Origin of the sequence: uncultured Meiothermus sp. (assembly GCF_937863175.1) — a bacterium.
In the GTDB taxonomy this organism is placed as follows: Bacteria; Deinococcota; Deinococci; order Deinococcales; family Thermaceae; genus Meiothermus.
Genome location: NZ_CALMCQ010000271.1, coordinates 1 through 13,572, shown reverse-complemented (window position 1 = coordinate 13,572; position 13,572 = coordinate 1). Strand labels below are relative to the sequence as shown.

Genomic DNA, 13,572 nt, shown 5'->3' with positions numbered 1-13,572 from the left:
CCCCCGTACCCCCGATTCGATCAAGAAGCACCTGGGAGACGAGGAGTTCAGACTCTACCAGCTCATCTGGCAACGCTTTGTGGCCTCGCAGATGACCCCCGCCGTCTTCGACCAGACCACGGTGAGTGTCGCCGGCGGAGCACTGGTCTTCCGGGCGGTGGGGTCGGTGCTCAAATTTGATGGGTTTTTGCGGGTGTATGGGCGTGAGGAGGGCGACGATGCCGAGAACCTGCTCCCGCCCTTGCGTGAAAACGCCCCCGCCGCACTGCTGGGACTAAAGCCCGAGCAGCACTTTACCGAGCCACCCCCGCGCTATACCGATGCCAGCCTGGTCAAGATGCTGGAAGAGATGGGCATCGGGCGGCCCTCGACCTATGCACCCACCATTGATACCCTGGAACGCCGCAGCTACCTCGAGCGCTCGGGCAAATCGCTCAGGCCCACACCGCTGGGGCGCGAGGTGACGGGTTATCTGGTGCAGAGTTTTCCCGACGTGGTGGCCTATGACTTTACCGCCCAGCTCGAGACCCGGCTCGACGATATCGAGGCGGGCAAGGCCCCATGGCCCAAAGTGGTGCGCGAGTTTTACGAGCCCTTCCTCAAGGACTATGCCAAAGTTCCGCAAAAGCTCTGCCCGGTCTGTGGACGCCCTATGGAGCTCAGGGTCTCGAGGTTTGGCCAGTTCCTGGGCTGCACCGGCTACCCCGAGTGCAAGCACACCGAGCGCCTGGAAATCAAGAAGGCGCCCGAATTGATTGGCGAGACCTGCCCGCAGTGCAGCCAGGGTCAGCTGGTGCGTCGCCACGGGCGCTATGGAACCTTCATAAGCTGCAACCGTTACCCCGAGTGTACCTATACCCGCGACGAAGCCCCCTCCACCGGTATCGAGTGTCCCAAATGCCATGCGGGTGAGGTGGTGCAAAAAACCAGCAAGCGCGGCAAGCCGTATTTCCGCTGCAACAACCAGACCTGTGACTTCCTGGTATTCGATCCGCTGGTACCGGACAAGTGCGCTGTTTGCGGCTGGAACGAGATGGCTAAGGGTCGCTCGGGCAGGCGAGCCTGCTCCAACCCCGGTTGCGTGCGCTATGGCGGCCCCGATCTGCAAGCTCTGAACGAGCGTCGAGCTGGGCGCGGGTTAAAAGACAGGACAAAAGCCAGGGGCAAGAACGGGGGAAAACCCGCCGAACCATCGGCTACCTGGGCCGACCTCGAGCCCTTGATCGCACAAGTGAGCCTGACCGACAACCAGACCGAGGTAGCGCGGCGCACCCAGGGACAGCAGAAAGCAGTTGCTGTGGTAGCCAAGCAGCTCAACCAGCCTGAAGAATCGGTGCTGAAGCTTTTCCGCCAGGCCATGTTCAAGCTACGCATGGAATATGGGAAAAGCAAAGCAGCCATAGGTTACTCGCACAGCGAGTATGCGCTACGCGCACCCCCTGGCGGGGGCCAGGAATCTAAGGTAAAGGCCAGAGCCAGGGGCAAAGCAACAAAACCGAAACCCCGCGAACCTGGCGCAACCTGGGCCGACCTCGAGCGCCTGATTGGTCAGGCCGGTCTGACTGCAGAACAAGCCGACATAGCCCGCCGCTGTCAAGGGCAACAAAAGGCCGTGGCCGAGACTGCCAAAGCCATAAGCAAATCTGAGGACGATACCCTCAAGCTCTTCCGCCAGGCCATGTTCAAGCTGCGCATGGAGTATGGTAAAGCCCGCAAGGAAGCGGTTGGGGCCTGAGGCGCGCTGCTCCCTGAACTTCAACACCCGACCCCGTATGAAACTCCACCTGGTGCGGCTTGCCAAACGCCTGGGAGAAGCCCGGTTCCCCGGCATTGAGGGGTTTCGCTCGTACCTGCTGACCCAGCCCGAGCAGGTTGATGAGGCGCGTATGTATGTTTTGCTCGAGGGTGAGGTGGTGATTGACCTGCCCGACAAAAGCTATCTGCATATGCGTAAAGGCGAGGCCGCCCACCTCGAGGAGCCCCACCTGATTTCCCCGGTTGATCCCAGCGTGATCGCGGTCTGGAAACTGCGGTAGGGTCACAAACGTCTTTCGAGCGTGCTTTGCGGGGTGTAGGGCGGTTCAGGTATGGATTCCGCCCCCTGCAATGCGCGAGCCGCCCCAGGTTCCCTGAAGGGGTGCGCCTGCTACAGCAACCGCCCTGTTGAGTGGATCAAACCCGTGAAGTCAGCCAGCAAAGCCGCACGCTCACGGGCGCAGTACCCAACCGCAGGCCGGCCAGGCACAGCGGCAAACATACCGTGGAGGCACTTAATCCTGAAGCGGGAATGCTTCGGGTTCAAAGCTCCGGGCCCGCAGCCGATCCCAGGGAAGCTCGTCCAGCGGGTAGTATTTGTCGGCTTGCTGGGCCAAACGATACGACGACAGCACCTGGAAGGTTGTGTTTTCGGCTTGTTTGCCCATGTCTTGAATAACCTTGAGTACCTCCGCAAAGTCGCCATCGCCCGAGACCAGAACCGCAACATCGTAAGCATCGGCATAGGCCAGCTTGAGCATATCTATAGCGATTTGAATGTCCACTCCTTTTTCCACAAAACCATCACCCCGTCGCTCTAAACGGCCCAGGCGCACCATCACATAGGGCACCCGCTTCAGGTAGTTGAGAAAGCTCTGGTGGGCTTTGGCAGCGGGGTCTTCATTGGGCAGGGGGGCATTGTAATAATAGGCCCGCAACAGCGAACGCCCCGCGGCAAGCGCCGTGACGAAATTGATAAAGTCCAGCCGGTAGTCGGTTCCAAGCGTGGAAACCAGGCCTTTATAAAGGTTGCTGCCATCAATAAATACCGCTACCCGATCCATAGTTGAAGTTATGATAGAGGGCTATCAGAACCAACAAAGTATCGCCCAGCCATTTTCTGTCTGTTTTTGGCATGCCCGGACTGGGTCAGATACCGCTCGGTGGTTGATCTCGACGCTGCTTCTACTCAACATTGCCGCTCCGAGTGCTTCCTGCGAATGTTTGTGAGCGTCAAGCTCGGACAACGGTTGGGCACTCGCCCCGGCGGGCGGTTGGACTCCATAGGGCGCAGATGAGAAAACCTGCCGTGATCTTTCGAACCGATCTATCAGGTATGTGGCTTAAATTCCTGCAAGATCCCAAGCACTTCATCCACATCGGCCTGGGTATGTTCGGCGGAGACCTGGAAACGGATCGAGTCTTCCCCTCGAGGGACTACTGGATAGACAATCGCGGTCGCGAGAACCCCGCGTTCTCGCAAAAACTGCACCAGGCGGTTGGTTAGAGCCCCATCGCGCAACACCAGTGGCACCACCGGGTGTGCACCGGGAAAAGACTCATAGCCGAGCGATAGAAGGCCCTGGCGGAAGCGGCTGGTCATGGTGTGAAGGTGGCGGAGGCGCTGCTGACCCTCGAGGTGGTCCAGCAGTTCCAGCGAGGCTACTGCGGCCGCGGCCTCGCCTGGGGTGATGGGGTTGGAGTAGATGTACATCGGCGAAGACTCACGTAAATAGGCGATTAGTCCGCTCGAGCCCACCCCATAACCCCCGTTCACCCCAAACGCTTTGCCCAGAGTACCGATCAAAATGTCGGCATGGGCAGCGGTATATTCTTCGGTTCCTCGCCCCGTGGGGCCGAACGCTCCCACCCCGTGCGAGTCATCTACAATCAAAATGGCATTTTCAGCAAACTGGCTGTCGTATTGTTGCACCACCTGCGAAATTTCCGCCAGCGGCGCGTGCGAGCCACGCATACTAAACACCCCATCGGTCAGGATCAAGACCCGCCGGGCGCCCAGTGCAGCAGCTTTTTGCAAGGCCTGTTCCAGCCCAGGCAGGTCGAGGTGCTTGTACACCACTTTCTCTAAAGGCCGGGCCAGACGAGCCGCATTGATGATGCAGTTGTGGTTGAGCTCGTCGCTGATAAGCACGGTTTTGTCTGTAGTCAGGGGCGCCACCACGCTCAACACAGTGGCGTAGGCCGAGGAGAAGATGATGCCAGCTTCGCGCTGGTGGAAGTCCGCCAGACGACGCTCCAGTTCCACATGGGGGGCATAGGTGCCGCTGATGAAACGCACGGCTCCAGGCCCCACCCCAAAGCGTTCTATGGCACCTTCCTCGGCCTTCTTGAGCGCCGCATGTCGCGAAAGCCCCAGGTAGCTGTTGGAGTTCATGCGAATAAAAGGCCTGGCTCCATACCCTTCCAGCAGATAGCGCGGCCCCCTGATCCCTTCCGGCGACAATACCCCCAACACGACCGCTTCATGCCCCTTGCGACGCCCTTCTTGCTCGAGTGCTTCCACACTCTGACGCAAAACAGTGCTTAGACGGGTCAAGGGCATTTCAAGCCTCCTTCGACCCGGTGCGTTCAGACAGTTTTTCCAGCATGTCTGCCGTCATGCCCGCCAGGTCAAACCGGGGCTTCCAACCCCATTCTTCCCGGGCAGCACTATCGTCAAGGCTGTATGGCCACGATTCGGCTATGGTCTGGCGAACCGGGTCTATCGCGTAGTGCATCTCGAAATCGGGCCGGTGTTTCTGGATTTCTGCGGCCAGTTCGGCGGGAGTGCAGCTAAAAGCCGTGATGTTGAAGGCATTGCGATGACGCAGGCATTGCGGCTCGGCCTGCATCAGCTCGAGGGTGGCCCGGACTGCATCGGGCATATACATCATGGGTAAGCGGGTATCCGGCCCCAGGAAGCTGGTGTAATGGCCGTGCTTTAGGGCCTGATAGAAAATCTCCACCGCGTAGTCAGTGGTGCCCCCACCCGGAGGCGCAGTGTAGGAAATCAGACCGGGATAGCGCAGACCCCGCACATCCAACCCAAAACGCTGGGCATAGTAGTCGCAGAGCAACTCGCCCGCTACCTTGGTCACGCCATAGAGCGTATTGGGACGCTGGATGGTGTCCTGGGGCGTGGGGTCATGGGGTGTACTGGGTCCAAAGGCCGCAATCGAACTGGGCACAAAAACCTGGCAGTGGGCCTGCCGGGCTACCTCCAAAACGTTGCGGAGACCCTCCATGTTGACCCTCCAGGCCAGCTCGGGCTGGGCTTCGGCCCGGGCCGAAAGAATGGCCGCAAGGTGATAGATGGCGCGGATACGATTGCGCTCGAGCAACCCCCGCAGCTGCTCCCCATCGGTGCAGTCCAGCAGCTCGAAGGGGCCAGCCCAGACAGGGTGTTCGGGGGTAGGGCTTCGTAAGTCGGTAGCCAGCACCAGGTCGGCGCCATAGAGCGAGCGTAGCGCGGGAACCAGCTCCGAGCCCACCTGCCCCAGCGCACCGGTAATCAAAACTCGTGTCATACGCCCTTATCTTAACGGACTTCCCTGTCGTGCCGCCTCTCGACCAGGGCCTACCTAAGAAAGGGTTGTTTTGTGGTGGGTATGGAATGGAGGGCCTGACCTTTAGCAGTATGCCGGCGCCACTTGCTGCACAGCGCATCGGATTCTTCCCATCGCTAACGCTCCGCTCAGAATGACAACGACCCTCAAAGGATCTCCACGTCAGGCATTTGCGCTAGCCACAGAGCCGCGCCGACGCAAACCCCCGAAGCGCACCGCGTAAAACCATCCCCGAAATTTCTATCGTGGGCGCACCCAGACAGGGTTACCGGTTAGCGATGCTCAAAACATTCTTGGGTTCCCTGCCCCCCAGACTCACTCTTTCATGGGATGTACTACCCCACCCTCGCCGTGGACATGCCCGTGAGCAACTTCTTCGGCATCGGCGGGACGTACGCTGTGGATTGTAAAGATATACTCCAGGGTCTTCCCTGCCCAGCGGTGGTTGGCGTCGAGAACCACCCGACCCCCCTCCATCTTCACCACCCGGTACAACCAGGATCGTCCATCTTCTCCCTCTGCAGTAAACGCTCCCCCCAGCCGGGGTTCTTCCGGCAGGTTGTCCCGCTCAGCCTCCACCCGCCTGGCCGGATCGTAAGGGCCGTAGGCTTGCTCAGGCGGTATCTGCACCCGGTAGTTTCCTGGTTTTTTGCCCACCAGGGCAGCCTCGAGGCCCGCAGGCAGGTCGGGAGCAAACTGGGTCAGGATGGTCAGCGGCTGGCCCTCCTGGCTACGGTCTACCACTTCGCCGTCAATTTGCAGCAGGTACTCGAAACGGATCACCCAGTATTGCCTTATTTTCATTGACTTCTCCTGTTGAGAATACATTATCACTATATACTCGCATCCAAATGTATATCGAGTTGCTCGGCCCACTTTGGTCTGGGGTATTGTAGAGCCTATGCCTCAGTTTCAAAAACGCATCCCGGTCAGTGTGATTGGCGGTTTTTTGGGGGCTGGCAAGACCACCCTGGTCAATCACCTGATCAACTCTGGACACCGCAAGTTCGGGATTATCGTCAACGAGTTCGGCGAAAGCGGGATTGATGGTTCGCTGATCGAAAATGTGGACACCGACGGCATCGCCGAGCTGTCCAACGGCTGTTTGTGCTGTGTGGGGCGCGAAGATCTGGTCTCGGCTTTGTTCAAGATCATCTCCCGCAAAGACAAACCCGAATATATCCTGATCGAGTTATCGGGCCTGGCCGACCCGGTGCCAGTAGCCCAGACCGTGATGGATCCGTTTGCCCGCACCAGGTTCGAGTTGGACGGCATTATTGGGGTGGCCGATGCACGCAACCTCGAGCAGACCCTGCGCGACGGCCCGGAGGGGGCAATCCAGCTCGCTTATGCCAGCACCATCGTGCTCAACAAGACCGATCTGGCCACCCCAAAACAGGTGGAGGAGGCCGAGCGCCTGATCCGCAAAATTAACCCACTGTGTCAGATACATCCAACTTCAAAGTCCAGGGTTAACCCGGAGGAGGTGCTCCATCTGCGGGCCTTCGACCTCGAGTGGAAGCCGCAGGGCCACCAGCACCTGCACATGCCGGATGTGCAGACCTTCACCCTCACCACCAACAACCTTTTGGAGCGGCAAAAAGTAAATGCCTTTATTGACCAGTACCTGATCTCCCGGCCCGATGCGGTCTTCCGCGCCAAGGGTTTCCTCAGCGTAAAAGGCTTTGACAAACAGGTGCTCTACCAGTCGGTGCGCGAGATCTTCAGCCTCGAGCAGTCCAGCCAGCCAGCCAGCGTCCCGTCCCGACTGGTGGTCATCGGACGCGGCCTGAACCAGTTCGAGTACGAGGAAGCCTTCCGGGCCTTACAGGTGCGGTGAACCCCCCCTCCCCTGCCATCTCTTCTGTGACTTCATGCCAGTCCAGGCCATGCGGCTGGAGTATGCTCTGGGGCATGAGGGCCGCCTTCGAGGTGGAAAAACTGGGCCGGGTGCCCTACGGCCCGGCCTGGGCGTATCAGAAACAGGTACATGCCGAAGTGGTAGCGGGACAGCGAAAACCCACCCTGTTGCTCCTGGAGCACCCCCGCACCCTCACCCTGGGCCGGGCGACAAAACCTGACAACCTGCTTTTGAGCGAAGCGCAGTACCAGGCTCTGGGTATCGAACTCTTCAGCATCGAACGCGGGGGTGATGTGACCTATCATGGCCCCGGCCAGCTGGTGGGCTATCCGATCTTCCCGGTGGGACGGCAGGTGCGGGGGTTTCTGCGCCAGCTCGAGCAGGCCATCATGGCGGTGGCCGCCACCTATGACCTCGAGACTTTTGCCACGCCGGGCTATGCCGGGGTCTGGGTCAGGCGGGCCGCGCCAGTGGAGGGCTGGCCGAGCCAGGAGGAGAAGCTCTGCGCTTTCGGGGTGGCGGTCAAGCAGGACGTAGCCCTGCATGGCTTTGCCCTAAACGTCAGCACCAATCTTGACGACTTCAGCTTGATTGTGCCCTGTGGCCTCAAGGACAAGGGGGTGACCTCGCTCCAGAAAATCCTGGGCCGGTTAGTTAGCATGGATGAGGTGGTCGAGCGGGTTATAAAGGCTTTTGAGGCGGTCTTTCCCTCCTTTGAAAAGGAACTGGCATGAACAATCGCAAAACCGTGCAGCTTGAAGACTTCCAGACCGGGGGTCTGATCGAACTCGAGGTCGTGCCCAACGGGGTTGCCACCCAGCGCCCCGAGCCAGTAGATCGCAACAAGCCTGGCTGGCTGCGAGCGACAGCTCCCACTGGCCCCAACTACGTGCGCCTTAAAGAGCTGACCCAGCGGCTGCGCTTCAGCACGGTCTGCCAGGAGGCCATGTGTCCCAATATCGGCGAGTGCTGGGGGCACGGCACCATGACCATCATGGTACTGGGGAGTGTGTGTACCCGTGCCTGCAAGTTTTGCGCAGTAGACACCGGCAATCCCAAAGGCTGGCTGGATCCGCTCGAACCCCTGCACGTGGCCCAGGCAGTGGCCGAGATGAACCTCAAGTACGTGGTGCTGACCTCGGTAGACCGCGACGACCTGCCCGACGGCGGAGCCTCCCACTTCGCCGAGGTGGTGCGGCAGATCAAGCTGCGCGACGCTGCGGTCAAGGTCGAGACCCTCACCCCCGACTTCCAGGGCAAGCTGGCCGATGTGGAAACCGTCTTGCAGGGCGGGCAGGAGGTGTTTGCCAACAACCTCGAGACCGTCCGCCGCCTGACCCCGCGCGTTCGCGACCCAAGAGCAGGCTACGACCAGACTTTGAAGGTGCTGGGACACGCCAAAAAAGTGCGCCCCGAGGTGCTAACCAAAACCAGCCTGATGCTGGGCCTCGGCGAGAGCGACGAAGAAATCCGCCAGGCCCTGCGCGACCTCAGGGCAGTAGGAGTGGACATCGTGACCTTCGGGCAGTACCTGCGCCCCACCAGGCATCACCTGCCGGTCGAGCGCTATGTGACCCCGGACGAGTTTGCCCGATACCAGGAGTGGGGCTACCAGGAAGGCTTCATGGAAGTGTTTAGTGGGCCGCTGGTGCGCAGTTCGTACCGGGCCGAGAAGGTGTTTTTCAAGGCGACAACGGGCTAAGGGCACGAGAGAAGGGGCCAGAACAACAGCCAGGGCAACCCTGTTCTCGCCTACTCCCCAGCACGGCCATGACCGAAACCCCCATCCGAAAGCCAAACCCGGTGGGCCGGATACTGGCCCTGGGCGATTACCTGTGCATCATTTTGTTCGCCATCATTGGCCTGCAAGCGCATAGCGAGCCCATCACCCTGAGCGGTACTCTGCGCAACGCTCTGCCCATTTTGCTGGTCTGGTGGATGATAACCCCCTTCTTGCGTACCTACACCCGGCCCACCTGGCAGAACCTGCTCTACACCTGGGCAATTGCGGTAAGCACAGGGGTCTGGCTACGGTTTTTAGTACTGGAAAGATCTTTCGATCTTAGTTATCTGGTCTTCTGGGCCGTGGCGCTGGGTGCCACCCTGGTCTTGCTGTTGGCCTGGCGTCTGCTGGCCAGGGTTGTGCTGCGGCGTAGCCGGGCCAGAGCATAAGGAGCTGGTAGTATGCACCTGCGATCCATCAACCTGGGCAAACCCCAGCCCATGCAAATAGGCAACCGCGACACCACCACCGGTATCTACAAAAGCCCGGTCGAGACGGCCCAGGTTTTCACCTTAGGGCTACTGGGCGACCACGTGGACGACCAGGAGCATCACGGAGGCCCCGACCAGGCGGTCTACGTCTACAGCGCCGAGGACTACAACTGGTGGATGGAGCAGTTGGGCGAGACGCTGCAACCCGGGACTTTTGGCGAGAACCTGACCTTCTCGAGCTTCGGCCCCGAGCCCGTGCGAATTGGCGACCGTTTTCGGATGAGCACGTTGCTGCTCGAGGTCAGCGCTCCCCGCATTCCCTGCTCGACTCTGGCTACTCGTATGAACGACCCCGAGTTCGTAAAAAAGTTCCGCCAGGCCCAGCGTCCGGGGTTTTATGCCAGGGTGCTCGAGGCCGGCCAGATCCAGCGCAATCAACCCATCGAAAAAATAGCAGTCCCAGCCCACACCGCTACCCTGATGGACGTGTTCAGTCTCTGGTACCACAAAACCCCCGAGGTTGCCAGGCTTCGTTGGATCCTCACTGCCCCGCTGGCCGAGCGAACCCGGAGGGTATTTGCCGACCGGCTGCAATCCCTGGAAGGGCCTTGATCCCTCTTACTGCTCCTTTTCGACCTTCCCCTCTGAAAAGCTGCATACTTGCCAGACCGTCATCCCCTCACCCAGCAGCTTTCCCAAAACGCGGTAGTCGCCGATACCCTTAGCCAGGGGAGCCCCAGGCAGCTTAATGGGCTGCTAATGCCGCACTTACTCGGTACCTGTCCCGTTCAGTCCATTACCTGATGGATTCCTGTAATTGTCAAGAAAACCGGGCCCGCACTGGATCAGGTCGTTAACCTAACGTAACGATTTCAGGTTACGCACTTGACAAGTTAATTTATCGTTAACAAAGTTATATATTGAGGCGTCTAGAAAGCATCTGCATCTGCATCGGGGAGGTGGTTCCGCACATTGTCTAAACATCCCGGTCTAGTAAACCCGAAGCTTCTTTGACGAAAGCCAGGAGGTTCCATGCTACACAGGGCATTGTGGGTAGGCTTGTTGGGAAGTGTGGTCTTGGTCGGCTGTACCAGTCAGCCCTCCAACGCCTTTATGCTCAACAGCAGCCTTGCTGAGGTGACCGAAGAGGGCAGCATCCAGCTCTCCGCCGAGGTGGGTGGTCAGGTTAGCAAGGTCGAGTTTTTTGAAGGCAGCCGCAAGATTGGCGAAGACACTGCGGCACCTTTTGTCCAGGAGGTCAACTTTACCGTAGACCAGAACGGCGAGATGGCGTTCACCGCCCGCGCCACCATGGCCACTGGCACTGTACAAAGCGGCAGCACCAAGGTGCGGGTCAACATCTCACACGTCAGGGGCCGGGTCTACCAGACCGCTCGCTCGGGGGGCAGTACCCTGGCGGGAGCCACCATCCTATTGAACTTTGGCCAGGTCAAGGCCCGGGCCACCAGCGGGGTGGATGGCTCCTTTAAGATCCCGGTTCGAGGCAGGCCCTGGGGCTTCGATATAATGGTGATCCCACCTCCCGGCAGCATGGGCCTGCGAGCCCTCAGCTACGACAGTGTGCCCCTTTCGGCCTATGTGTCCAACCTGGGTGCTTCGCGTGAACTAAACATCTACCTGCCCGGTGGCCCTCAAGCACTCAACCCCTTGGCCCCAGCCCGCTTTGGTTGCATTACCGGGCGACTCGTTGATACCGATGGAACCACCCCGGTGGTGGGTACTCCGCTGCCCGGCAGCAGCGCCCCCGACCGCACCTCCCCCCCCGCCTGCACCGGCGCTCGCCCTTCGGGCCTGAGCCTGGCGGCAGTCCCACTGAGGCCTGGGGAGACCGGCCTGATGACCTACCGGGGTACCCAGGGTGTAATCAGCCGCACCGGTGGGAATTTCCTGATGCCCGTCATCAGCAGTCTCAACTCGTTTGCCACCGAAGGCTTTGTCTGGGCAGGCAACTTCACCGGAACCGATACCGGCAACCCAGCCACTGCCAGTGAGTTCTTCTGGAGCAAGTTCGCCTACCTTCCCCAGGTTGAGACCTTTATCAACAATGGCCAGATCACCAGCCTGGCAGACCCAATTCGGTTGCAAAACTTCGACCCGGCCAGCAATCCCAGCGTAGCTTCGATTCCCTTTAGTCACGATACCTCGGCCCTCGCAGCCGGCGGCTTCGACTTCAGCCCTACCGGCAATGCCCTGTCGCTGACCGAAGTTTCCTTTGAGCCATCGGTAACCGGCGGCGGGATCACCCTGGGAACCTACTTTGATTTCAGTGCTGGGCCACGCAACCTGCGGGTTTACAGGATTCCCGCAGGCAAGCAAGCCCAGACCATCACCACTGAAAGCCAGGCCCTGAAGTTTGACGCTGCAGGCAGTCTAGCGGCGTTCTCGGTGGTGTATCGCTGGTTCAATGGCACCAACCTGACTGCCAACAAAGCCGACTTCATGGCGGTGCCGGTGCTGCAAGCCCCGGCCAATGGCGCTACCGGTGTCAGCCGCAATCCCCGCCTGTCGTGGGGGGCGGTGGATCGCCCGGCGGTGTATACCGTGACGCTCTACGATGGCGATACCGGGGCACCCATCCTGACCACCTACACCCCCGAGACCTTCCTGAATATCTATCAGGTTCGCTTAGAACCCAACAAGGTCTACTTCTGGGACGTGACCGCCGACGAGAACGCCCAGATGATTGACTACATCTCGGTAGACCCCGATGCCCAGTTAGCAGCTCGGTACGTGGATCTCGACGCCCTCAATGTCTTCCGCAACACCCAGTTCCAGAGCAACCTGGTGAACAACTCGCGAGGCCGGGTTGCGGAGGCTTTCCTGAATTCGGTGGGGTACGTTCCACAAACCGGCTGGTCGCCCGGTTCCACCTGGCTGGTGCAGTCGCTCGAGAAGGGCTACCGTTTCTCCGGCAGCGAGGCTTTTGCCTTCCGAACCGGCAACTAAGGGGGTGATGAGGATGAAAAAGTTTATTTTGTTGAGCATCGTTGCAATCCTTCTCGCCGCCTGCGGCAGCTCCCGCCAGACCCAGCCCCCCCAGGGACTCCCCGATCTGACCACCATTGACGGCAGCCAGGCCGTGGCCGGGGAAATTTTGGTCAAGTTTCGCGGGGGCGTCTCGATGAGTTCGGTTGCGGCCCTGTCGGGCAGCCGGGTAATCGAGAGCACCAGCAGCGACGGCTGGGGTACTCTGGCCCTAGTCAGCGTTCCGAAGGGCCAGGAGCAGCGCTTTATCGAGCAGTATGCCGCACAGGCCAGCGTCGAGTATGCCGAGCCCAACTTCTGGATTCCCAACGAGCGCCAGAACGTACGAGCCAACCGGATATCCGGCCCTTCGGCCCAGTTCAGCCCCAGCGATCCCTACCTGACCCAGGTTCCGCCCGGTGATGCTTTCGCCACTGCCGGAGCGCACAACCCCAGCGGCCTCCGTGTAGCGGGCGTCGTGCAGGCCAGCCTTCGTATCGGCACTACCGACCTGCCGGTAGCGGCCCAGGTCACCCCTACCGGAGCCAGCCTTACCCTCACCGTGGCCCTCAGTCCCGACCTGAACCTGATCGGGCAGGGTACGCTGCAAGCGGGCGGTAACTACGTCGGCTCCTTCACCCTCAGGCCCACCGCCCTGGGCACCACCCCCTGCGATGCCACCTGCTCGAGCGGAACCTGGACAGCCACCCTGACCAGCATCAGCCAGAACACCAGCCTGGTAGATGCCAGCGGCACCCAGACCCGCAATTTCAACTTTAGCGGCACCGTAACTACAGGGCCAGCTCTCGGCACCCCCCTGGCCACTACGCTGACCGGGCCGCTGCCCCTCACCATTGTGCTGCGTGGGGTCTTTACTTACAACAATGTCCCCTGGCTCTGGGGCATCCACCGCATCGGTGCTCCCGAGGTCTGGGCCAGCGGTGTAACCGGACAGGGCGTGCTGGTGGGGGTAATTGACGAAGGGGCCGATCTCACCCACCCCGACCTGGCCCCCAACCTGTGGCGCAACCCCAACCCCAGCAGCCGGGTCTGCCCAGGTCTGCACGGCTACGACTTTGCCAACGAGGACGCCGACCCCACCGACACCGGGGGGCACGGCACCCATGTTGCAGGAACCATCGCGGCCGCGGCCAACACCATTGGGGTGGTGGGAGTGGCCCCCCAGGCCAG

General features: G+C 60.4%; 13 protein-coding genes. 9 read left to right on the top strand and 4 right to left on the bottom strand.

The features are described from left to right. Both Q0288_RS10155 and Q0288_RS10150 read left to right on the top strand, forming a co-directional pair. A partial coding sequence (locus Q0288_RS10155) for a DNA topoisomerase (RefSeq protein WP_299430026.1) occupies window positions 1–1,735 on the top strand: 1,735 nt, incomplete at its 5' end. A gap of 37 nt (window positions 1,736–1,772) precedes the next feature. After that, complete coding sequence (locus Q0288_RS10150) at window positions 1,773–2,036, top strand: hypothetical protein (protein WP_299430024.1); 264 nt, start codon at window positions 1,773–1,775, stop codon at window positions 2,034–2,036. Window positions 2,037–2,270: 234 nt separating this feature from the next. Here the strand turns inward: Q0288_RS10150 and Q0288_RS10145 are convergent, their stop codons facing one another. The 4 genes from Q0288_RS10145 to Q0288_RS10130 form a co-directional block, all read right to left on the bottom strand. Beyond that, window positions 2,271–2,819: an NYN domain-containing protein gene (locus Q0288_RS10145; RefSeq protein ID WP_299430022.1), complete on the bottom strand. Its 549-nt coding sequence runs from the start codon at window positions 2,817–2,819 to the stop codon at window positions 2,271–2,273. A gap of 266 nt (window positions 2,820–3,085) precedes the next feature. Then, window positions 3,086–4,318, bottom strand: a complete 1,233-nt coding sequence (locus Q0288_RS10140) for an aminotransferase class I/II-fold pyridoxal phosphate-dependent enzyme (protein ID WP_299430020.1) — start codon at window positions 4,316–4,318, stop codon at window positions 3,086–3,088. Window position 4,319: 1 nt separating this feature from the next. Continuing rightward, window positions 4,320–5,282 (bottom strand): L-threonine 3-dehydrogenase, encoded by a 963-nt coding sequence (locus tag Q0288_RS10135; RefSeq protein WP_299430018.1) that lies wholly within the window; start codon window positions 5,280–5,282, stop codon window positions 4,320–4,322. A 354-nt stretch (window positions 5,283–5,636) separates the two neighbouring features. Then, the gene (locus Q0288_RS10130; RefSeq protein WP_299430016.1) at window positions 5,637–6,125 is read right to left on the bottom strand and encodes an FKBP-type peptidyl-prolyl cis-trans isomerase; all 489 of its coding nucleotides are present in this window, start codon (window positions 6,123–6,125) and stop codon (window positions 5,637–5,639) included. Between the two features lie 97 nt (window positions 6,126–6,222). On the opposite strand from Q0288_RS10130, the gene Q0288_RS10125 reads away from it, so the two are divergent. The 7 genes from Q0288_RS10125 to Q0288_RS10095 form a co-directional block, all read left to right on the top strand. Then, window positions 6,223–7,161, top strand: a complete 939-nt coding sequence (locus Q0288_RS10125) for a GTP-binding protein (RefSeq protein ID WP_299430014.1) — start codon at window positions 6,223–6,225, stop codon at window positions 7,159–7,161. 74 nt (window positions 7,162–7,235) lie between these two features. After that, window positions 7,236–7,916: a lipoyl(octanoyl) transferase LipB gene (lipB, locus tag Q0288_RS10120; protein ID WP_299430012.1), complete on the top strand. Its 681-nt coding sequence runs from the start codon at window positions 7,236–7,238 to the stop codon at window positions 7,914–7,916. Continuing rightward, window positions 7,913–8,884: a lipoyl synthase gene (lipA, locus tag Q0288_RS10115; protein ID WP_299430010.1), complete on the top strand. Its 972-nt coding sequence runs from the start codon at window positions 7,913–7,915 to the stop codon at window positions 8,882–8,884. The genes lipB and lipA overlap by 4 nt, the downstream gene beginning before the upstream one ends. Window positions 8,885–8,952: 68 nt before the next feature. Next, window positions 8,953–9,354, top strand: coding sequence for a DUF3054 domain-containing protein (locus tag Q0288_RS10110; protein WP_299430008.1), 402 nt, complete (start codon window positions 8,953–8,955; stop codon window positions 9,352–9,354). A 12-nt stretch (window positions 9,355–9,366) separates the two neighbouring features. After that, window positions 9,367–10,008, top strand: coding sequence for an MOSC domain-containing protein (locus Q0288_RS10105; RefSeq protein WP_299430006.1), 642 nt, complete (start codon window positions 9,367–9,369; stop codon window positions 10,006–10,008). A 420-nt stretch (window positions 10,009–10,428) separates the two neighbouring features. Then, window positions 10,429–12,363: an Ig-like domain-containing protein gene (locus Q0288_RS10100; RefSeq protein ID WP_299430004.1), complete on the top strand. Its 1,935-nt coding sequence runs from the start codon at window positions 10,429–10,431 to the stop codon at window positions 12,361–12,363. A gap of 13 nt (window positions 12,364–12,376) precedes the next feature. Then, window positions 12,377–13,572: S8 family serine peptidase (locus Q0288_RS10095; RefSeq protein ID WP_299430002.1), on the top strand; the 1,196-nt coding region annotated here is incomplete at its 3' end.